Here is a 21,534-nt window from a genome sequence, read left to right on the forward strand (position 1 = left end):
CCGTTCCTGTTACGCCTCAACCGCGCGCGGTCTTGTCAGACAGAACAGATAGAGTTGTGGAATGGCGGACAGGGATATCGCAAGATAACTGCCCCACACCATAAAAACGACGCCCCAGCCGACGAGCGCCATCACGTTCACGAACCCGATCAATTGCAGCGGTGAGAGCACTCTCCTGAAACTCTCGCGTAGCGCCTGATACAAACCGAATAATGCGATCAGAAACAGGACATCACCGAGGCTGAGAAATGGTTCAGGATTAGGGTAGGACGCCATGGCCCAGAATGACTCATGCCCATTCCACATCGGTACCCCTCCGTCCATGCTCATCCTTCCTGCGCCGTGCACATTTGCGACCCTTGTTTCGATAAAAATACAATCGGGTGGCAATCCGGATGATGCAATTAAAAAAGGGGCGCCTTGCGGCACCCCTTTCCTGTGAAAGTCCTGAGCTGGTACGATCAACGCGGCCAATCAGCCTTTCTGGGACAGGACAGCGTCCTTGATACGTTGCCCGATCTTTTCATCGACGTTGGACCAGTACTCGAACACACGCGATAGCACCGGCTCCTCGACGCCACCGGCAATATGACCAGCAGCATTCTGGACCAGACGCTCGCGAGCAGCGTCATCCATGACCTTGTTCACCAGAGCATTAGCCTGACCGAAATCATCGTCATCCGGGCGCAGCGTGTAGGCCGCACGCACGAACTCACCATCCGCGGCCCACACGGCATTTTCCGGGAAGCGCTCACCATTGGCCACCGGGCCACCCTTGGAGTTCGGCGCATAAACCGGATCGGACACATTATGCGAACGCATCGTGCCGCCCTTGGAGTAGGAATGGACCGGACATTTCGGGGCGTTGACCGGGATCTGCTTGTAGTTCACGCCAAGGCGGGCGCGATGGGCGTCAGCATAGGCGAAGGAACGCGCCAGAAGCATCTTGTCCGGTGAAAGACCCGTGCCAGGCACATAATTGTTCGGCTCGAAAGCGACCTGTTCGATCTGGGCAAAGAAATCCGTGGGATTACGGTCGAGCGTGAGCTTGCCCACCTCGATCAGCGGATACTCACCCTGCGGCCAGACCTTTGTCAGGTCGAAAGGGTTGATATGATAGGTCTTGGCATCCTCATAGGGCATGATCTGCATCTTGAGCGTCCAGCTCGGGTTTTCACCGCGCTTGATCGCATTGAACAGATCACGACGGTGATAATCCGCGTCGCTGCCTGCCAGCTTGTCGGCCTGATCCTGCGTCAGGCACTTGATGCCCTGATCGGTCTTGAAGTGATACTTGACCCAGAAGCGCTCACCCGCCTCGTTGACCCACAGATAGGTATGGCTCGAGAAGCCATCCATGTGACGCCAGCTTGCCGGGATACCGCGGTCACCCATGAGCCACGTGACCTGATGCGCTGATTCCGGGCTCAGCGTCCAGAAATCCCACTGCATGTCATTATCACGCAGGCCGTTATCGGCACGGCGCTTTTGCGAGTGAATGAAATGCTGGAACTTCATCGGATCGCGCACGAAAAAGACGGGGGTGTTATTCCCCACCATGTCGAAATTGCCTTCCTCGGTGTAGAATTTTACCGAGAAGCCGCGCGGGTCACGCCACGTGTCGGGGCTGCCGGACTCGCCGGCCACCGTGGAGAAACGCACCACGGTTTCGGTCTTCTGGCCCTTTTGCAGAAATTTTGCCTTGGTATAGGCGCTGACATCATGCGTGACCTCGAAATGACCGAAGGCACCGCCACCCTTCGCATGGGGCTGACGATCGGGAATCATTTCCCGGTTGAAGGTCGCCATCTGCTCGATCAGATAATGATCATGCATCAGGATCGGACCGTCGGCCCCGACACTCAGTGAATAATCGGTGCTGGCGACTGGCGCGCCAGAATCGGTGGTCGTGTTCTTCAGACGTTCATCAGACATCGGAGCTCTCCGGTGGTGGAATACGTGTGGCTATAAGCGCGTATCCGCTTGCTGGTTCCGAAGACCTCTTATCGAGAATATTTATGAAGAAAGCCCGTAGAACGGTTTTCGGATCACACCAATCCTAAATGAGAATGACTATCATTTGGTCAGTATTGTCGTGCCAGTCCGCCATTCTTGCTGGCGAGTCGTCAACGCTCCGAAGATTCGGCAGTTGCACCAGACGACGCACAGAACTTTCCGGTACGTGCTGACATGCTCGCAATGTTCTATAGAGACAGGGACGAGCCTGACCAGACAGGACGCGGCCCTTTACAGCCCCACCTGAAAACTGGACGCGAAGCGTCGCAACGCGCGCTCGCTATTGCCATCCTCAGCCCAGGATTCGAGCCCGATCACGCCCGTATAGCCCAGTCGCTTCAACGCACGGGCAATGGCCGGGTAGTTGATCTCGCCTGTCCCTGGCTCACAACGCCCGGGCACATCGGCCACCTGTATCTCCCCAATATAGGGAAGCGCCTGCTCGATCAGGGCGATCAGATTCCCCTCGCCAATCTGCGCATGGTACAGATCGAGCATCAGGCGCAAGGACGGTTGATCGACGCTTTGCACCAATGCCAGACACTCCTGCGCGCGGCCAAAGGGTACGTCGGGATGATCGACTGCGGCATTGAGATTCTCGAGCACGAACGTCACATCGTTTCTGGCCGCCAGTTCGGCAAGGCGTGCCAGCGTGTCATGCGCCTTCAACCACATACTGCCATCGGCCCCGTTCGGGCTGGGCCGCACAGGTAGTCCGCGGGAGTCGAGGCCAGTGCCATGCAGATTGAGCCTTGGTGCCCCCAGCTCATGCGCAGCGCGGATTGACAGCGCCGCGGTGTGCAGCATTTCCCGTGCGCCACTCTCGTCAGCCAGCGTGCCGCGTATATAGCCGGTCATGGACGAGAATCGCGCCCCCGTAGCGGCGAGCCTCCTGAGATCGTGGCGCGTCCAGTCCCATATCTCGATCATGAATCCTTCACGCGCGATATGTCGGACACGCTCGATAAAGGGCAGATCAAGAAACTGCATTTCGGCGCAGACAGCCAGTGTAAAAGGCTGGGCGTCCGTCTGATCAGGCAAACCGGTCTCGGGGGGCATCATGGCTCTTCTCCCTGGAGGCGAATGCTCACAATTCTCCGGTCAGGAACTGGGCGCGACCATGGCCGAATGACCAATGGGCATCGTTGTTCTCGACCACCGAAACCATGACATCCGAAGGGGCCATACCACAGCTTGTCTGGAGTCTCTCAGTCAGACATTTATAGAACGCGGCATTTTTGGCATCACCTCTTGGCCTTGTGAACATTTGCAAGAGAAGAACCTTGTCTGTTCTTGGTATATCAAGCCCGGTGTCTTCAACAATCAGGTGTGTTTTCTTGTGCTCCGAAACGATCTGATAGCGATCGCCACGTGGCACCTCGAACGTTTCGAGCATGGCCTCATGAGCCGCGTCGAGCATCGCCTTGATATCGTCGTCGCTTCGCCCTTCGACCACGTGGAAATGAAGTAGCGGCATTGTTTTTTCCCAAATGGTGGATGCCGATACAACGCATGACCGGCACCCAGATGATGTGTTGAGGCAGGGACGATGACAGGTGCACCGCCCCATCACCCCTGCGGGGCGTCCGTTGTTGTCCCCCGAGCAGCGTTCCTCGACGGCACCTTCGCGATACGCGCCAAGGATACAGTCCTAGGACGCGTCAGAGCGTGATCCAGCTCTTGTCCCTGTCGGACATCACTGCTGAATCGATCAGGCGCTGAACTTCCCAGGCTTCGCGGAAATCGGGGCTGGCCGGCCTGTTCTGATCAATGGCGCGGATAAACTCGGCCATCTCGATCGTCTTGAGATCGTTGAAGCCCAGATGATGCCCGCCCGCCACGCAGAACGCGCCATAGGGCGCATGCTGCGGTCCGGACTCGATCAACCTGAAGCCGTTGCTGCGCGGATCTTCACCAGCCTTGAAATACTGGAGTTCATTCATCCGCTCCTGATCGAAAGCCAGTGTGCCCTTGCTGCCGGAGACCTGAAACGCAAGCTGCATGTTGCGACCGGTCGCCAGCCAGTTGGCCTGTAATGTGCCAGAGCATCCCCGCTCGAACGAGACCAGCATACGTGCGATATCGTCTACGCCCACCTGGCGGTGCTCGCTGGCACCGGGGCTGACAGGACGGGTTCTGATGGGTGTGTCGAGCTTGGCAAAGACCGTACTCACCGGCCCCAGAAGATAACGGGCAATCGCGATGATATGGCTGCCCACATCGGCAATGGCCCCCTGCCCGCCTGCCGGATCGCAACGCCATGACCAGGGCGTGGCAGGATCAGCCATGAAGCCCTCAGCGTGGATCCCGTTGAAATCGGTAATCTCGCCCAGTTCGCCTGAGGCGATCATGTCACGGGCATATTTCAGGAGAGGGTTCTTGATATAATTGAACCCGCTGGCGCTGCGCACACCGGCTTTTTCAGCCGCCAGCGTCATTTCCAGAGCGTCCGCCGCGCTGATAGCCAGCGGCTTTTCGCAATGGACATGCTTGCCCGCGGCGATGGCGGCAAGGGCCATCTCTTTGTGAAAGAGCGTTGGTGTCGTGATCGAGATCACATCGATTTCAGGATCAGCCACCAGCGCCTGCCAGTCAGTCAGCGCCTTGGCGAAACCGAACTGGTTTTTGAACTGCTCGGCCCTGCCGCCATCGATATCAGCCACGGCGTGCAGGACCGGGCGCGAGATATCATCAAAAACGTTGCCCGCAGCCTGATAGGCCAGAGCGTGGGCCTTGCCCATGAAACCGGTGCCGATCAGGCCGACACGAATGGTCTTTCTCATCAGATTTCCCCTCGCTCAGACATGACGGGTGGAGTTGACCGCGACACTGGCCGCCGTATTCGACTGGGCACGATGATTGATCATCGTATCCTCGATTTTCTCGAGGGAAACGCCTTTGGTTTCAGGCACGAATTTCATGACGAACCACAGGGCAAACAATCCAAGGATTGCGAATAGCCACATGGAGAAGGCGCCATGGAAATGCTCGGTCAGATATTTGTTTTCGCTCAGCATCGGGAAAAACTGGCTGACCACGAAATTCATGCCCCATTGTGACGTGACGGCAAGGCTGATGCCGACCGCACGGAAACGATTGGGGAAAATCTCTGAAATCAGGATCCAGCATACCGGGCCCCATGACAGACCGAACATCAGCATGAATACCAGCATCCCTGTCAGCGCCATGAGGCCGGTAGACTGGGTGTAGAGCCCCCATGACACGACGAGCAGACCCAGCACCATACCGATCGACCCCCAGAGCATCAGCGGCTTGCGACCCTGACGATCCACGATCCAGGCCCCGATGATGCAGCCGGCCAGTAGCGCAAAACCGATCCAGATCGTCTGGAACAGCGCGGCCTGAAGGCTCCCGCTGGTCGATTTCAGCACCATCGGGGCGTAATACATCATGACATTGATGCCGGTGACCTGCTGCAGCGCAGCAATGCTGGCCCCGACGAAAATGATCCAGCGTGCACGCGCATCACCCAGAACCTTCGTAAAGCCCAGGGATGACTGCGCGACGGCACCCAGAGACTGCTTGATTTCAGCATGAAGGTTGCGGGCGTGATGCTCATTCGAAATACGGGTGAGCGTTTTCAGCGCCTCGTCGTGACGGCCCTTGAGGACGTGCCAGCGTGGTGATTCCGGAATGAAGAAAATAGCGCCGCAGAACAGGATGCAGGGCACGATTTCAGAGCCGAACATCCAGCGCCAGCCCATATCCAGCAGCCATTCCGGCGTGGCGGAACGCGCGATCAGGTAATTGACGATAAACACAACCACCTGACCGAACACGATGGCGAACTGCTCCATGCTGAGCGCACGGCCACGCATATCCTTGGGCGAGACCTCGGACATGTACATGGGCGAGACAGCCGATGCGACACCCACAGCAATGCCACCGAGCATGCGATAGACCACGAACCAGGCGAAGTCTGTTGCGAGCGCTGTCCCGACCGATTGCAGGCTGAAAAGCAGGGCGCAGATGAAGAGCGTCATGCGCCGCCCCAGTTTGTCGGCCATCGTGCCGGAAATCATGGCGCCGACCATGCAGCCGATCACCACGTTGGATACGGCCCAGCCAGTCTGCGCAGGGGAGAGGTGGAAATATTCCTGCAAGGGCGAAATTGCCCCTGAAATGACCGATGTATCGTAGCCGAACAGAATTCCGCCCAGAGCGGCAATGGCGCAGATACGCAGGACATAGCCTACGTCATGTCGCTCGGATGCGACCATGACGACGTCTTTTACTCTTCTCATCGAAGATTCTCCTGTCCCGACGGTTATTCCGCCGGGCGAGACAGTCAGAGACCGGGTTTCAGATGGCCATGGTGATCCTGAGCGCCCTGCGCTGCATCGCACCCCGTTGCGAGAACATGCGACAGACCCGTCCGGCCTCGTGAGATATCAGTTTTCCAGATCGATCGGCTTTTAACCGCCATACAGGCCCGGCCTGGGTGACATGGTAATTGGCTCGATCCTGCCGCTTTCCTGCGCCTTGACGCAGGCATCGGCGGCGACCGACGCGCAATATCCATCCCAGGACGTGGCACCGTTGAGCTTGCCGGCTTTCACACCATTGATGAAATCCTGCACCTCGACATCATAGGCAGCGATGAAACGCTCCTTCCAGTCGGTCATGATTTCAGTGGAGAGCGAGGCCGCCTTGCGCAGTTCCACAGCTGGCGGTGCCGGCAGGCTGGCCTCGCCAAGTTCGCCGACGACGGCGCATTTGATGTCATAGCCGTACTGGCAGTTGACGAATATTTCGACATCGATACGGATGCCTTTTTTCGTCTCCAGCAGGACGATCTGCGGATCGCGCATATGCTCCATGGCCTTTGACGTGCGGCGCGGGAAAATCACCTGCGCGCTCACATAGTCATCGCCGAGCATCCAGCGAAAGACATCAAGCTCATGCACGAGCGTATCGGTGATGCCCATATCGGTCTTGTAATTCGCACCGACGCGCTGATTGCGATGGGCCGCATGAATCATCAGCACTTCACCGATCTCGCCCTTGTCGATCAGGGCCTTGAGGGCGCGATACCCGGAATCATAGGGGCGCATGAAGCCCACCTGCACGAGGCGTTTGCCATGCGCCGCCTCGGCTTCGACAATTTTCAGGCAATCAGCCGCCGTGGTCGCGAGCGGTTTTTCGCAAAACACGTATTTACCGTGCCGGATGGCCTCGAGCACATATTGCGCGTGCGTCCCACCCCAGGAGGTTACGATCACGGCCTCGACTTCGGGCAGGGCGATGAGCGATTCACCATCCTCCGGCACCTTGGCCTGAGGGGCATATTTGTCAGCCACTTCACGGGCACGCACGAGGTTCACATCGGTAACGGCCACAATTTCCGCGCCCGAGAGTGACTGCATGCAGCGGCGGATATGGTCTTCACCAATCGCACCTGTGCCGATAACGCCAATTTTGAGAGTCCCGGTTTTGTAAGACATGGGTCTGCGCTCCGGTATGTCGGATCAATAGGGAAGATGGGCCTGGTCGGGATCCATGGAGAATTTCCATGCCCGCCGCGGGCCTGCCATGACATTGAGATAATAGAGATCGAAACCATGAGGGGCGCCGACCGGATGGTACCCTTTGGGCACCAGAACAACGTCGCGGTCAGCAATGGCCATCGCCTCGTCCAGCGAACCATCCTTGGTATAGACACGCTGGAGGGCGAAACCGCTGCCGCGCTTCAGACGGTGATAATAGGTCTCTTCCAGATAGGTCTCGTTCGGGAAGTCATCCGTGTCATGCTTGTGTGGCGGATAGCTGGACCAGTGCCCGCCCGGTGTGATGACCTCAACCACCAGCAGCGTTTCAGCAGGGGCCGTATCGGGCAGGATATTGCGCACAAAACGCTGATTGGTGCCTGTGCCGCGTGTCAGTTCACCCACCTCCTCGGGCGGGATCAACCGTGCCGGATATTTTCCCTTGGCGGGCGACGCGCAAACGGCCAGCTCAACAGGGGTCTCGGCCTCAACGCGCCAGTCTGCCCCGGAGGGCAGATAGACTGACCAGGGTGCCCCGCTGAACGGGTCCATGCGCTCGCCGATCACACCGAAATCCTGACCCGCGCCGATGATGCGGGCCTTCCCGCTGATCAGAACGAGGCAGGTTTCGTTTGGGCCGGTACGGTCCGCCACCTGTTCACCCGCCTCAAGCACGCGCACATTGAAGCTGATATAGCCCCAGCCCGCCGATTGCGGTGTGACCGAAACCGTGCATTTCGAGTCATCGCGCTTGTGGGAATGGACCAGAAGCTTCGAACTCATGATGCCGCTCCTGTCATATGGCCTGTCGCAATCAGCGTATCGACCAGATAATTGCGGCCCATGCGGGCATAGACGAGCGGATTGGCAATCTCGGGGTCCTGCTCGGCTTCCAGCACGATCCAGCCGGAATAGTCGGGCAGTTCACGCATGACGCGGGCATAATCGATGCAGCCATCACCCGGCACGGTAAAGACACCGGAGAGGACAGAGCGCAGGAAGCTCCAGTCATACACATCGGCCTGGGCCCGCTTGAACGGTCGTATATCCTTGCCATGCACATGGCGGATACGATCACGATAGGATCGTGCGAGCTCAGCCGGGTCAGACCCGCCCCATAGCGCATGGCCGGTATCGAGCAGCAGCTTCACCGAGGAGCCCGTGAGATCCATGAAGCGTGCGATATCCTCGCGCGACTGCACTACGGTGCCCATATGATGGTGATAGACAAGGTCGATGCCGTGATCGGCAAGGAAGTCGGCCACCACGGTCATGCGGCGTGCAAATTCGGTCCATTCGCCGCCCTTCAGATAAGGGCGTGCCGAGAGTGGTGTGTCGATCTGGCCATGAATGGCATTCGAGGTTTCGGCCGCAATACAGACCTTGCAGCCCATTCCCTTGAGCAGTTCCAGACGGGGCTTGAGCGCAGCAATTTCCTCATCCGCACTACGGGTCAACAGCTCGGTGGACCACCAGCCCGAGATGAACTCGAGACCGAACGGGTCGAGCGCGGCCTTCATGCCTGAAACGGTCTGGGGAAATTTATGCCCCAGTTCCATACCCTGTATGCCCGCCTTGCGGGCCTGGGCCAGGCACATCTCCAGTGTGGTGGATGCTCCCACCGATTGCATGTCATCGTTGGACCAGATGATAGGATTTGCGCCGATCTTGATGGTCATGTCTGCCTCCAGAATGAGGATTGATGCGTCGAAGGGATCAGTTGCCGATACGCTGGGTGCCACGCTGGCGCTCATAGCTCTCGCGGGCCTTGCCGACCTGGCTCCGTGGCGAGACCTCTGGCACAGCCACATCCCACCAGGCGCCGCCATCGGTGGTCGTGGGTGCGGGATCGGTATCGATCACGATTACCGTGGTGCGGTCGGCAGCGCGGGCACGCTCGACAGCGGCTGTCAGGGACGGCAGATCGGGCACTTTCTCGGCATGGGCACCGAGCCCGTGGGCAAGTTGCACAAAGTCGATCTTGAACGGCTGAACCTGCCTGCAATCTTCCCAGAGATTGTTGAAAGGCGCCCCGCCGCATTCCTGCTGAAGGCGGTTGATACAACCATAACCGTGGTTATCGAGCAGCACGATGATCAGCTTCTGGTCGAGCACTACCGAGGTGGCGATCTCGGCATTGAGCATCAGCCAGGATCCGTCTCCCAGCATCACGATCACCTCGCGATCCGGGCAGGCCATCTTCACGCCCAGTGCCCCGGCAAGCTCGTAACCCATGCAGGAAAAGCCATATTCCATATGGTATCCGCCCGGTTGTTCAGGCCGCCAGTGCTTCTGCAGCTCGGCAGGCAGACCGCCTGCGGCGCAAACCACCGTATCGGTGGGTCGCCCTGCCCGCTGCACGGCGCCAATCACCTGGGCATCGGTTGGCAGGGAGGTCTGGCTCGCATCGGGCAGCGCCTGATAACGCGCCGAGATGTCCATCCAGTTCCGATAGGCACGCTCAGCCTTGCCGGTCCATTCCGGTATGGCTCTCCAGTCTTTCAGCCCTGCTTCGAGGGCAGAGAGCGACTTGCCCGCATCGCCCACCACGGCCAGTGCCTGATGCTTGGTGGCATCGAAAGGCTGGATATTGAGCGAGACGATCCGCATATCCGGGTTGGCGAACAACCCCCAGGAACCCGTCGTAAAATCCGCGAGACGCGTGCCAACGGCAATGACGAGATCAGCCTCGGCGGCCATTTCATTGGCGGCTGAACTGCCGCTCACCCCGATACCCCCCATGTTAAGGGTGTTCGACGTGGGCAGAGAGGACCGACCAGCCTGCGTCTCTCCAACCGGGATACCCTTAGCCGCGCAGAAAGCCGCAAGCTGCTTTTCGATCCCGGCATAAAGGACGCCGCCCCCCGCAATCACCAGCGGCTTGCGCGACTGGCTGATCAGGGCAATGGCCTCTTCCAGCTCGACTTCGTCGGCAACCGGGCGGCGTATGCGATGGATGCGCTCTGCAAAGAAGCTTTCGGGATAATCGAAGGCTTCTGCCTGCACGTCCTGACAGAGCGAGAGCGTCACCGGGCCACATTCGGCCGGATCGGTCAGCACGGTCATGGCGCGGTTGAAGGCCGGAATGATCTGCTCGGGACGCGTGATACGGTCGAAATAGCGCGAGACAGCCCTGAAGCAGTCGCTGGCACTGACAGTGCCATCGCCAAAATCCTCGACCTGCTGCAACACGGGATCTGGAATGCGATTGGCAAAAACATCGCCCGGCAACAGCAGGACAGGCAGACGGTTCACATGGGCAACGGCAGCGCCAGTAACCATGTTGAGCGCACCCGGCCCGATCGAACTCGTACAGGCCATGACCTGACGGCGGCGGGCGGCCTTGGCGAAAGCCGTGGCCGCATGGACCATGCCCTGCTCGTTATGACCACGCAATGTCGGCAGGACGTCACGCTGCGCATGAAGCGCCTCGCCCAGACCGGCGACATTGCCATGACCGAAAATGGCCCAGACACCGGCAAAAAAGGGCTCGATGCGCCCGTCAATCTCGGTTTTCTGCGCCATCATGGCCCGAACAAGGGCCTGGCTCATGGTCAGACGGATGGTTTTCATAGGCGTATACTCTTCCCTGACGTCACGCACTGGCCCCGGAGAGCACCGCCTGATCGCGGGACTCCCAGGCGGTCACGAAGGCCTGAAACCGGCGCGCCATTTCGGCCACGGCCTGGTCGTCGGTTGTCTTGCCGGCAAGCCAGTCGCGGGCAGGCTGGGCGAAAATGGTGCGACCGATTGCAAAGCCCTTGACCCAGGGCGTCGCGGCAGAAGCCTCGAAGGCTTCCATCAGTTCCTCGGCTGGCGCATCGAGGCCAAGAATGACCACGCCACGGCAATGCGGATCGCGCGCCTCGATCACAGCACCGATTTTCTCCCACGCCTTCCTGTCGCGCTGACCCTCAAGCTTCCACCAGTCAGGGCGCAGCCCGGTATCGTAAAGACGCGAAAGGATGGACGACACAGTATCGGAATTGAGGGCACCGTTCTTGCCCGCAATGATCTCGATCAGGATTTCCTTCCCCAGCTTGCGGCAGGCATCCTGAGCCCGGATCAATTCGCGCTCCTGACGCTGCTTCAGTTCCTCAGGATCATCAGGATGATAGAAACACAGACACTTGATCACCTGCTCACTCGGCCACTCCACCAGATGCGCCCCAAGCGACCCGCCGCACTCGAAATCGAGCGGGCGCGAGCCGGTTTTCTCGATGGGGCGTGCAGTCCACAGCCCGGCATGAGAGGCCTCGAACAACGCATCCTGCCCGTAGCGACCATCCATGAACACACCAAAACCGGCACGCCCCTGAGCGACAGATTTTGCGGCCTCGACAGCGAGTTTCTTGAATTTGGGAATACGGTCGAATGAGGCTCCCACCGCCGTGGCAATTTCCTCAAGCTGCAACCGGTGGTCGCACGCAAGCGCCATGATGGGCGTTGTCTGCTGACGGCGCGTCGTGACCCAGTGCAGGTGATTGATGGCAGTGTCGCGACGCAGGGCGCGCTCATTGCTGCCCTTTTCGAGGAAGTAGCTCAGTTCCTCCCATGTCGGAATTTCCGACGAGCACAGAAGGCGCGAGACAGCAAAGGCCCCGCAGGCATTGGCGAAGCGACAGCACTCGGCAATCTTCTCGCCCCTGACCCAGCCGCGCAGGAAGCCTGACATGAAGGCATCGCCCGCCCCGAGTGTATTATAGACCTCAACCGGAAAGCCGGGGCCCGAAATACCGTCTTCAAGCGTGTCGGGAATGGCGCCATCGAACACGACGCATCCCATCGGGCCACGCTTGCAGACGATCGTGCCACTGGAAACAGCCCGGATAGCCCGAATGGCCTCAAGCGTATCCTCGCTGCCCCCTGCAATATGCAGCTCTTCCTCGGTGCCGACGATCAGATCGCATTCCGGCAGGATTTCCATGAGATGCCGCGTGACATTCTCGGATTTCACATAGCGCGACTCACCATCGCCAATGCCGGCCAGACCCCACAGATTGGGGCGGTAATCCACATCGAACACCACCTTGCCGCCATGCGCATGCACAAGATCCATCGCCTTGCGCTGCGCCTTGGCCGAAGCCGGCCGCGAGAAATGCGTACCGGTCACGACAACTGCTTTGGCGCGGGCGATCAGTGCGGGATCGATATCGTTTTCGTCCAGCGCTGCATCGGCGCAATCGGTGCGATAGAACAGAAGCGGGAAGTTCTCACGATCACGCACCCCCAGAATGGCGAGCGCCGTAAAGCGATCGGGATCGACGCGCACGCCATCGGTGCACACACCCTCGCGCTGCAATTGCTCGGTGATGAAGCGCCCGAAATGCTCATGACCCACACGGGTGATGATGGCCGACTTCAGGCCGAGCCGCGATGTGCCGATGGCGATATTGGCCGGGCAACCACCGACTGCCTTGCTGAAACTGGCCATATCTTCCAGCCGGCCACCAATCTGCTGCCCGTATAGATCGACTGAGGAACGTCCTATGGCGATGATATCGAGATCCTGTCCGCGCATCCCCGACTCCTGCAAGCATGTTACGTTGCGCATGATAAGAACATACATTCTGTTCTTGGTCACGCCATAGAACGTACATTCCCTAATTTTCTTTAACTTCGCACGCTGATGTGATTAACTGCGTGGCAAGGGCGTCATGAGCGACCGGGACACTTCGCCCGGATGCCCGGTTTTGCTATGGAATATCCATTCCCTTTTGCGGATCACCTTGCCTTGACCGATATTGCTGAAGACGCCGTGCCGACCCAGTCCGATTTTGACGCGTTCCACCATCGCCTGCGCCAATGCTATGCGCAGCTTCCCAAGAGACTGGTCCAGCTTGCCGATTTCGTGACCGAGGATCCCGATGAAGTGGCGCTCGGAACGGTCAGCTCCCTGGCAAGACAGGCTGGCGTGCAGCCCTCGACCGTCGTGCGTTTTGCCCGCACGCTGGGTTTTGGCGGCTTTTCGGACATGCAGGCGGTTTTTCGTGACCGTTTGCGCGTGCGCAACGTGACCTATCGCGAGCGCGTCAATGCGCTGCATCGCGTCGATGGCGAACCGCTTGAAGCCTCAGTTATTTTCAACGGATTTTACGAGGCAGCGCATGACTCCCTGCGTGCCTTGCAGGCCCATTTGCTGCCTGAACGGCTGGAGGCCGCTGTCACCACCATGGCGCAGGCCAACTGCCTCTATCTTCTGGGGTTGCGCCGTTCCATGCCGGTCATACGCTATCTGTCCTATCTTCTGGCAAAGCTCGATATTCGCCATCAGATCATCGGGCTCGAAACCGGTATGGAAGAGGAAAGCTTTGCCCATGCCGGACCAGAGGATGCAGCTCTGGTGCTGAGCTATACGGATTACGCACCCCGCACGATCGAGCTGTTTCAAGCGCTCGAGGCGCGCCATGTGCCGGTTATCGCCATGACGGACAGCGCAGCCAGCCCGGTCATCCCGCAGTCAGGCCTGTGGCTGGAAGTGCATGAAGCCGATTTTCAGGGATTTCGCTCCAATGCGGCCTCGCTGGTGCTCGTTTCAACTCTTGCTGCCGCCATTGCCGAACGCCGGGGCTGATCTCTGCCCCGCAATGCCCTCGGCGACGGAGCAGCGAAACCCGCCTTGTCAGGCGCATTACATGGGAGGCTTGATTCCTCCCTCACCGACCACAACACGCATGGCCTCGACCTTGTTCCCACCGTGCCCGTCCTCGGAAACCGGGCCGAATACCACTACCTTTGCACCGGGCACGAGCAGGGATCGGTCACCCGGTTCCAGACGGACCACCGGTATGGTCGAAGGCAGAGACACGATCTGCGATCCCCCCTTGTATGTTACCGTGATCTGACGCCCAGAGCCCATAACGCTCTCAGGGCGCATGGCACCAACCGTGCCGTTGGTCATCGAACTGGCATGTGAAGCGGGCATCACTGTCCCGTTCGTCATGGAACTGACGGCACCGTTGGTCATCGATCCCGATTTTCCAAGATCCCAGGGATAGCTTCCCTCGCCCGTGCCGCGCATGGCTTCCGGGAATATGGTGACTTCAAGTGCGCGCAGATGACCATCGGAGGCCGGGACAGCCGCCGTGCCGATATAGCTCTGCGCATGGATGTCAGTCAGGCTCGCCTTTATGACTCCTGCATAACCGGTTCTGGTGCTCAGCTGGGCTGTAACCGGCCCCATGATGGTATCGATCATGGCGTTGTCCGCAGCCACCGAGGTAACGACGCCCCTGACACGCTGGGGCGTCCCGGCCATGGCCACGCAAGGCACGGTCAGTAGGCTGATAGCGAGGCAGGAGCCCAGAGCCAGAATTCGCATGTTGTCCGCTTTCCGTTTGATGGCCCTCACCAGAAGGGTGCGTGCCTGCCAGCCTCTTCGGTGCAGAAACGAAAAGGGTTACAGCCGTACCCCATAAAAAGGCATGACGCTGTCATACGGATTTGAAAACTACAGACGCGGGCTGATGGTGGAGATCGTCTTGTCGTTCGGCGAGAGAGCAAGGGGCGGAAAAGCACCGTAGGCCTCGAGCCGGGAAAAATAATAGGACGTCACGACATCGATACCGACGTTACGTACCATCCGATCCAGACCGAGTTGCTGATATTCCTGCGCCCGCAGCGGCAGGCAATATTCGAGCAGCCGACGCGCGCCCTTGGGCGACACCACATAGGCACAGAGACCGAACGCCTGAAGCAACCGATAGGCGACGCTCTGAAAATCCTGAGCCCCAAACGATGCAGCATTTTTCTGCATGCGCCGCTCATCAAACGTGATCACGCTGCGTGTTACGCCTGGCAGGGCGTCGATCGTGATCGGGGCATTGAAATTATAGCCCAGCAAGGCAACGTCCCACTCAGGCGGGAGTGTCGCGATCAATCGCGCGGATTCCGCCTCGAAATTTCGGCATAACAGGGCGTCATCCTCGAAAATCATCAGCGCTTCGTTCTGATGCGCTGCATGGCTCCACAATCCCAGATGGGACAGGGCTGCCCCTATGGCGCCTGGCTTATAGACCAGTCCGGCATCGGCCATGCCACGCTCGACCAGTGAGGCGAGCGGGATATCGCGCCCCTCTGTGCCCTCTATGCGTTCGATACCGGGCATATGGGCATTGGCAAGCCGAAATGCCTGCAGTCTCTCTGTGTCACATGCCCTGTTGATGACGACCCTGCGCATAGTGCTCCCCTGCCATACCTGCCCCCATTGCAGGAAAGCCATTCTAGCATAGTGCCGGGCGACGGGAAAAACGCCGGGGTAACGCTATGCCGGAACACACACGGACCGATGCCCCATGGGGAGAGCCACATACCCGTCAGGGCTTGCGCAGATCAGCCAGTCGAGCATGAGTGCAGCAGTCAGTACCCGCGCTGGTGGTCGTAGAGGAGAGATGGGTTTTCACCGCGTTCCATCTCACGAATGACCTCCGCCACATAACGAACCTGTTCCTCCCGTGAGGCTTCGGAAGCCACGTGGGGAGTCAGCGTGATGGCCGGGTGATCCCATAGGGGCGAATGCGGAGACAGGGGCTCCTCGGCCACCACGTCCAGCACGGCACCGCAGAGATGCCCCGCATCCAGCAGGGCCAGCAGATCGGCCTCTACCAGATGATCGCCACGACCGACATTGATAAGCCCTGCACCGTGCGGCAATTGCGTGAGGGTTGCCTCGTTCAGGAGGTGTCGTGTCTGGGGTGTGCTGGGCAGGAGATTGACCAGCAGATCGGCCTGACCGAGAACGTGCTCAAGCCCTTGCGACCCGCTGAAAAGACTGACAGGCCCGTCTGCGGTTTCCCCTTGCGAGCGACGCCAGGCGCAGACTTCAAATCCGGCACGTGCAAGGCTTTGCGCCACCACCGCCCCGATCTGCCCATAACCAAGCACAGCGACACGGGTATTGGCGCTAGTACGAGAGACCAGATTGCGCGCCCATTCATGCCGGGCCTGCTGCACGGCCCATGTCCGGGCGTCGCGCAAAAGGGTCATGCACGCCCATAAAACATAATCGGCCATCAGCCGCGCCGTATCGCCACCCCCCATGCGCACGAGCGACACATGACGGGGAAAGGCTGGACTCCTGACGAGGTGATTGACGCCTGCGCCCGTGCACAGGATACCGCGCAGATGCCCCATGGCGCGCAGATCGTTGTCATCGGCCTCCCAGACCAGCGCATACTGCGCCGCATCACGGGGCGTGGCAGGATCGAACCAGGACAGGATCTTGATATCGGGCGCATGGGTGGCAAAGGAATCGCGCCAGCCTGCAAAGGCTTCCGGCCCATCAGCACTGATGATCAGACGTGGTGCCATGACTACGCTCTCCTGCCTGCACCAAGGAACATGATGCCGTGTCGTCAGGCCAGACTGGCACGTCTGAGCGGCATCGTCATGCAGTGTATGCTGCCACCGCCTTGTGAGAACTCGTCGAGTTCAGGCTCGAGCACGGTCAGACCATGATCGCGCAACATGGCGTTGACGCGGCGCGAATGTCGGGGGCTCACCACCCGCCCCTCACCCAGCGCCAGCACATTGCACGCCATATCGCGCATGGCCTCCTTGTAGGTTACGGGAAGGATACGGATGCCCCGCGCCTCGAACCAGGCAAGGTCTTCATCCTCCAGCACATCCGTGACGCCAATGGCGAGCCCTTCAGTCACCATCGTAAAAATCACATCCAGATGCAGGAAATGCTCGGGAAAATGGACCATGCGGCATGTCCAGCCTGCCGCCTCGAAAGGTTTCAGAAAAGCCTGTGCCCCCTCGACGGTTGTACGGCCGCCACTGACACCCACCACAACCAGGCCGGGGCGAATGATATGGATATCACCCCCCTCGACATAACCCTCGGTGCAGTATCCGGTAATCTCATCTTCGGCGTAAAAAGCCTCGATACCCTCCTGCTCGGGCTGGCGTTCGGGGCGCATCAGGCGCGTGACGACCGTACCCCATGGGGTCGTTTGCGACGAATCGCGTGTATAGACCTGATAGGGCTGGCCCTCCCGCGGGGTGAGGAAATGGCAATGAACGCCAGCCTCTTCCAGCACGTGTACCAGCCCGGCAAATTGCGCTTTCAGCTTTGCCGGGTCCGGACGTGCACCCGTGGCAAGGGTGCGTATGGCGATATCGTTGCTCGGGTTCCAGGTGTAGAAATCAGGCGGGCAGAGCAGCACATCCGACAATGTTCCGGTTTCGCTATCAATGAACCAGCGATTGGCAGTCATGCACGGCGCTCCTGTTGAAGGCAGACCCGGCGGGGCAGGTTCTGCCGGCTGCGACCCTGCCTGACGCAAGGCCCGTTGAGGCATCTGGCAGGCCATCAACGCCCGTCAGGTATGAGTGAGGCTAGAAGCCGCCGGATCATTTCTCAATTACAATGAGATGGAGTTTGGTTTGGCGTTTCATAAATTATCGCCTGCGCCCCACCCGGCATACTCCCTGTAACCGACCCGGCTTTTGCCAAAGCCCGACAGAAGGCTGGCAGATGAACGGTTGATCGTGTCGCAAGGGGAGATATCATCACGTGTTTGCTGAAGCAGGATTCCCGCCTTTGTCACGTATCCGCCCCAATGCCACGCCACGACGCCCACCTCGCGCCAGCGGGTTTCAGGGGCGTATCGCCGAGGTAGATCTGCGCCTGCTGCGTGTCTTTGCCTGCGTGGCCCAGCATGGTGGTTTCGCTGCGGCGGAACTGGCGCTGGGCAAGAGCAAATCCTCGATCAGCATTGACATTGCCGCCCTTGAAAACCGGCTGAGCATGGTGTTGTGCCACCGTGGACGCGCAGGTTTTGCCCTGACGAATGAGGGCCAGGGGGTACTCGATGCTACGACGCGCCTCTTTACCGATATCGATCTGTTCCAGCAGCGCATCAATGATGTCAGCGGAACGCTCTCGGGGCGGTTCTGCCTCTATCTGCCCGACAATATCCAGTTTCATGGCGAAACTGCCCTGTTGCGGGCCATCCAGATCTTTACCAGCCGCTATCCTGCGGTCGAGATGGATGTGCGCTCGGCCTCGACACGCGATGTGGAATTTGCCGTGCGTAACGGGACGGCAACGGCCGGGATTACGCTCTATCCGCACCAGCAGCCCGAAATGGAAGCAACCGCCCTCTTCAGCGAACGGTCCAATCTTTACTGCGGCGCCCGCCATCCGCTTTTTGACCGCCCGGAAGACACGATCGATATCGCCGCCCTCGCCGAGGCACGTATGATCAGTGTCAGCGATGCCGCATCTTCCCCGCGATGGGATGAGCTGCGGCCTTCCATGAATTTTGCGGCACGCGCCGATAATATCGACTCACGCGCGCTGCTGATCCTGTCGGGCATGTATGTCGGTTTTCTGCCCGAGCTGTTCGTGACGCAGATGGTCCAGCAGGACAGGCTGCGCCATATCGTGTTCAATGACCTGCATCTGGTGAATCATTTCTACTTCCTGATACGTCCCACCCCGGAGAACGGGCTCATGGCCGAAACCTTCCGCGCCATTCTGGAAGAAACATGCTGATGCGCCGCCTCTTCGCCTGCCTTGCGCTGCTGGTCGCGCTCCTCGAACCCGCCTCCGGCTTTGCCCAGGACCGCCCGGCCTTCATCGAAAACGGAACGCTGCGTATCTGCACCAATCCGACCCTGCCCCCCATGACATTCGTCAACGGGGCAGATCTTTCTGCGCTGGACGGGTTTGATATCGCGCTGGCCCGTGAGCTGGGCGCCTATTGGCATGTCCCCGTTCAGTTCGAGACGATGGATTTCACAGGGCTTTTCCCGAGCCTCGGGGCGGGGCGGTGCAGTCTGGTCATGAGCGGGGTGCTCAAACAGGCGTCCCGCGAGCGGCTGTTTGATGCGGTTGCCTATCTCGAAACCTCGCCGGTTGTGGTGGCCCCCACCCAGATCGCTCCGGTGAGCAGTTTCGACGCCCTTGCGGGGCAGAGCCTCGCTGTTGAATCAGGCACGAGCTATGCCGCCCGTATCGAGGAAATCAACCAGGGTCTGGCTGCACGTGGCAAGGCCCCGATCATGCTTCAGCAATATCCGAGCGAAGATCAGGTGGTGCAGCAGGTTCTGGTTGGACGGTCACAGAATTTTCTGAGTCAGGATGTCGAGCTTTTCTATCGACAGGCCCAGCTGGGCAGCAAGCTGCATGTCATCTTCACCCCTTCCTTGCCGGGCTATTCCGAATTTGCGATTTATCTGCGCCGCACCGGGCAGGACAAGGCGCTGCTGGATGGGGCCATCGCCACGCTGAAGCAGCAGGGCAAGATCGCAGCCCTTGAGAAAAAATGGAATGTCGGCCCGGCTGCACGGGCGGCGCTCGGTGTGCAGAGTGAAAGACCGCGCTTCAACACAACCACGTTTTTCTCAGCCCTTTTTTCGATGGCGTTCCTCAAGGGCGCCGTCATGACGCTGGCGATTGCGCTCGCCTCTCATGCGGCGGCCATCGTCATTTCCATTCCCATTGCTTTAAAACTCAATGCCCCGCGCTCACTCTGGCATCCTTTCCTTCGGGCCTATGTCGCTATTTTTCGTGGTGCGCCGACATTGCTGCAGCTTCTTTTCATCTGGAATGCCCTGCCGCAATTCTTTCCGGTATTTCGCGAGAGCTGGTTCTCGCCTTTTCTGGCCACATGGATCTGCCTGTCGATCAATGAGTCGGCCTACCAGGTTGAGATCAATCGGGCGGCTCTGAGCGCTATCGACCCCGGACAGCTGGCAGGGGGGCAGGCACTGGGCATGAGTCAGGCACAGATCTACCGCCATGTGATCTTCCCCCAGGCCCTGCGCGTAGCACTGCCGCCCACCATCAATGAATTCATTTCGCTGCTCAAGACAACCTCGCTGGCTTCGGTCATCTCCCTGCAGGAACTGCTGTTCATCACGCAGGTCCAGGTGGCGCGCAGCTTCGAGTTTACCGAATATTACGCTGCGGCGCTGGTCTATTATCTTGTGATGGTGTTTGCCTTCCTGCACCTGCAAAAACGCATCGAAACACGGTTTGTCTGGGCAAGTCGCGCCGGCAGCGCCGCCAGACCCGGCATGACCACGGAAAACCCCGCAGACAGAGCGGCGGCTGGTACCGCAGAGGCGGAGACATCAAACCATGTTGCATAATCTGCCCCCCAACCCCGATTGCGCCCTCAGCCTGCGCAAGCTCAGCAAATTCTATGGCGAGTTTCTCGCGCTGGACCGGGTGAGCCTCGATATCGATCATGGCGAGAAAATTGTCGTTCTGGGGCCATCAGGATCAGGGAAATCGACCTTTATCCGCACGCTGAACCGTATCGAGCCCCATGATAGCGGGGTGCTCATGATCGATGGTGAGGTGATCGACAACAAGACAAGCCTGCCCCTGTTACGCGGAGCGGTGGGGATGGTGTTCCAGAATTATAATCTCTTTCCGCATCTCACCGTGCTGGAAAACTGCACACTCGCCCCGCGTCTTGTCCGCAAGGCCCATCGCGATGCAACGGAATCGCTCGCCCGGGGCTATCTGGAGCAGGTGGGTATCGGCGAACAGGCTGATAAATACCCGATACAGCTTTCAGGAGGCCAGCAGCAGCGTGTCGCGATTGCCCGCGCCCTGTGCATGGCGCCCGATGTCATTCTCTTCGACGAACCTACTGCGGCTCTGGACCCGGAAGCCATCAAGGGTGTGATCAGCATTATCAACGCCCTGGCTGAGCGACGCATCACCACAATCTGCGTCACGCATGAAATGGGGTTTGCGCGCCATATTGCCGACCGCGTAGTGTTCATGGACAAGGGCGTCGTGCTGGAGGCTTCCCCCCCGGAGAAGTTTTTCACGGCACCCGATACGGCCCGTGCGCGCCAGTTTCTGGACCAGATGATTCACCACACGTGACAAAGGCGTCTCAAGGCGCGTGATCCCGGAAGATTTGCCATAAATTCCATGAATGACGCGATATGGGTAACGATCTGACAAAGTGAGGTTTGGTTTTTTTCAATCGAACAGGAGGTCGTTTCGCCTCTTCAATGACAGGGAAGCCACTGACGGGAG

General features: G+C 59.3%; 19 protein-coding genes. 4 read left to right on the forward strand and 15 right to left on the reverse strand.

The genetic code is table 11. The features are described from left to right. Positions 1–9: 9 nt before the first annotated feature. The 11 genes from F3J08_RS13405 to iolC form a co-directional block, all read right to left on the reverse strand. Positions 10–324: a hypothetical protein gene (locus tag F3J08_RS13405; protein WP_166930613.1), complete on the reverse strand. Its 315-nt coding sequence runs from the start codon at positions 322–324 to the stop codon at positions 10–12. Positions 325–474: 150 nt separating this feature from the next. Continuing rightward, positions 475–1,935 carry a catalase gene (locus tag F3J08_RS13410; protein ID WP_062163858.1) on the reverse strand — a complete coding sequence of 487 codons (1,461 nt, stop codon included), beginning with the start codon at positions 1,933–1,935 and terminating at the stop codon, positions 475–477. A gap of 312 nt (positions 1,936–2,247) precedes the next feature. Beyond that, complete coding sequence (locus tag F3J08_RS13415; RefSeq protein ID WP_205207016.1) at positions 2,248–3,078, reverse strand: TIM barrel protein; 831 nt, start codon at positions 3,076–3,078, stop codon at positions 2,248–2,250. Positions 3,079–3,103: 25 nt separating this feature from the next. Continuing rightward, entirely contained in the window at positions 3,104–3,493 is a 390-nt protein-coding gene (locus tag F3J08_RS13420) for a tautomerase family protein (RefSeq protein WP_062163857.1), read from the reverse strand. Positions 3,494–3,677: 184 nt separating this feature from the next. Further along, positions 3,678–4,799 (reverse strand): Gfo/Idh/MocA family protein, encoded by a 1,122-nt coding sequence (locus F3J08_RS13425; protein WP_166930614.1) that lies wholly within the window; start codon positions 4,797–4,799, stop codon positions 3,678–3,680. A gap of 15 nt (positions 4,800–4,814) precedes the next feature. Continuing rightward, complete coding sequence (locus F3J08_RS13430) at positions 4,815–6,281, reverse strand: sugar porter family MFS transporter (RefSeq protein WP_240149350.1); 1,467 nt, start codon at positions 6,279–6,281, stop codon at positions 4,815–4,817. 171 nt (positions 6,282–6,452) lie between these two features. Then, positions 6,453–7,481 carry a Gfo/Idh/MocA family protein gene (locus F3J08_RS13435; RefSeq protein ID WP_023979621.1) on the reverse strand — a complete coding sequence of 343 codons (1,029 nt, stop codon included), beginning with the start codon at positions 7,479–7,481 and terminating at the stop codon, positions 6,453–6,455. A 24-nt stretch (positions 7,482–7,505) separates the two neighbouring features. After that, positions 7,506–8,306 carry a 5-deoxy-glucuronate isomerase gene (gene iolB, locus F3J08_RS13440; RefSeq protein ID WP_122038610.1) on the reverse strand — a complete coding sequence of 267 codons (801 nt, stop codon included), beginning with the start codon at positions 8,304–8,306 and terminating at the stop codon, positions 7,506–7,508. Beyond that, on the reverse strand, positions 8,303–9,277 hold the full coding sequence (gene iolE, locus F3J08_RS13445; RefSeq protein ID WP_240149351.1) for a myo-inosose-2 dehydratase: 975 nt from the start codon (positions 9,275–9,277) through the stop codon (positions 8,303–8,305). The genes iolB and iolE overlap by 4 nt, the downstream gene beginning before the upstream one ends. Next, positions 9,240–11,096: a 3D-(3,5/4)-trihydroxycyclohexane-1,2-dione acylhydrolase (decyclizing) gene (gene iolD / locus F3J08_RS13450; RefSeq protein WP_166930617.1), complete on the reverse strand. Its 1,857-nt coding sequence runs from the start codon at positions 11,094–11,096 to the stop codon at positions 9,240–9,242. Before iolD ends, iolE begins: the two co-directional genes overlap by 38 nt. Positions 11,097–11,118: 22 nt before the next feature. Next, entirely contained in the window at positions 11,119–13,044 is a 1,926-nt protein-coding gene (iolC, locus tag F3J08_RS13455; protein WP_166930619.1) for a 5-dehydro-2-deoxygluconokinase, read from the reverse strand. 213 nt (positions 13,045–13,257) lie between these two features. Here iolC and F3J08_RS13460 point away from each other — a divergent pair, with 213 nt between their 5' ends. Then, positions 13,258–14,097: a MurR/RpiR family transcriptional regulator gene (locus tag F3J08_RS13460; protein WP_240149352.1), complete on the forward strand. Its 840-nt coding sequence runs from the start codon at positions 13,258–13,260 to the stop codon at positions 14,095–14,097. Between the two features lie 57 nt (positions 14,098–14,154). Here F3J08_RS13460 and F3J08_RS13465 read toward each other — a convergent pair whose 3' ends face one another. From F3J08_RS13465 to F3J08_RS13480, 4 genes are all read right to left on the reverse strand, one after another. Continuing rightward, positions 14,155–14,844 (reverse strand): hypothetical protein, encoded by a 690-nt coding sequence (locus F3J08_RS13465; RefSeq protein WP_166930621.1) that lies wholly within the window; start codon positions 14,842–14,844, stop codon positions 14,155–14,157. A 129-nt stretch (positions 14,845–14,973) separates the two neighbouring features. Then, positions 14,974–15,702: a glycosyltransferase family 25 protein gene (locus F3J08_RS13470; RefSeq protein WP_162922182.1), complete on the reverse strand. Its 729-nt coding sequence runs from the start codon at positions 15,700–15,702 to the stop codon at positions 14,974–14,976. Between the two features lie 179 nt (positions 15,703–15,881). Then, the gene (locus tag F3J08_RS13475) at positions 15,882–16,832 is read right to left on the reverse strand and encodes a glyoxylate/hydroxypyruvate reductase A (RefSeq protein WP_166930622.1); all 951 of its coding nucleotides are present in this window, start codon (positions 16,830–16,832) and stop codon (positions 15,882–15,884) included. A gap of 44 nt (positions 16,833–16,876) precedes the next feature. After that, complete coding sequence (locus F3J08_RS13480; RefSeq protein WP_166930623.1) at positions 16,877–17,743, reverse strand: dimethylarginine dimethylaminohydrolase family protein; 867 nt, start codon at positions 17,741–17,743, stop codon at positions 16,877–16,879. Between the two features lie 326 nt (positions 17,744–18,069). Here F3J08_RS13480 and F3J08_RS13485 point away from each other — a divergent pair, with 326 nt between their 5' ends. Genes F3J08_RS13485 through F3J08_RS13495 form a run of 3 tightly spaced genes read left to right on the forward strand, consistent with a single transcriptional unit; the run spans position 18,070 to position 21,378 of the window. Beyond that, complete coding sequence (locus F3J08_RS13485) at positions 18,070–19,026, forward strand: LysR family transcriptional regulator (RefSeq protein ID WP_166930624.1); 957 nt, start codon at positions 18,070–18,072, stop codon at positions 19,024–19,026. Continuing rightward, positions 19,026–20,627 carry an ABC transporter substrate-binding protein/permease gene (locus F3J08_RS13490; RefSeq protein WP_166930625.1) on the forward strand — a complete coding sequence of 534 codons (1,602 nt, stop codon included), beginning with the start codon at positions 19,026–19,028 and terminating at the stop codon, positions 20,625–20,627. The genes F3J08_RS13485 and F3J08_RS13490 overlap by 1 nt, the downstream gene beginning before the upstream one ends. Continuing rightward, the gene (locus F3J08_RS13495; RefSeq protein ID WP_122038618.1) at positions 20,617–21,378 is read left to right on the forward strand and encodes an amino acid ABC transporter ATP-binding protein; all 762 of its coding nucleotides are present in this window, start codon (positions 20,617–20,619) and stop codon (positions 21,376–21,378) included. The genes F3J08_RS13490 and F3J08_RS13495 overlap by 11 nt, the downstream gene beginning before the upstream one ends. The last annotated feature ends 156 nt before the right edge of the window (positions 21,379–21,534 follow it).

Source organism: Asaia sp. As-1742 (assembly GCF_011753235.1).
Classification (GTDB): Bacteria; Pseudomonadota; Alphaproteobacteria; order Acetobacterales; family Acetobacteraceae; genus Asaia; species Asaia bogorensis_B.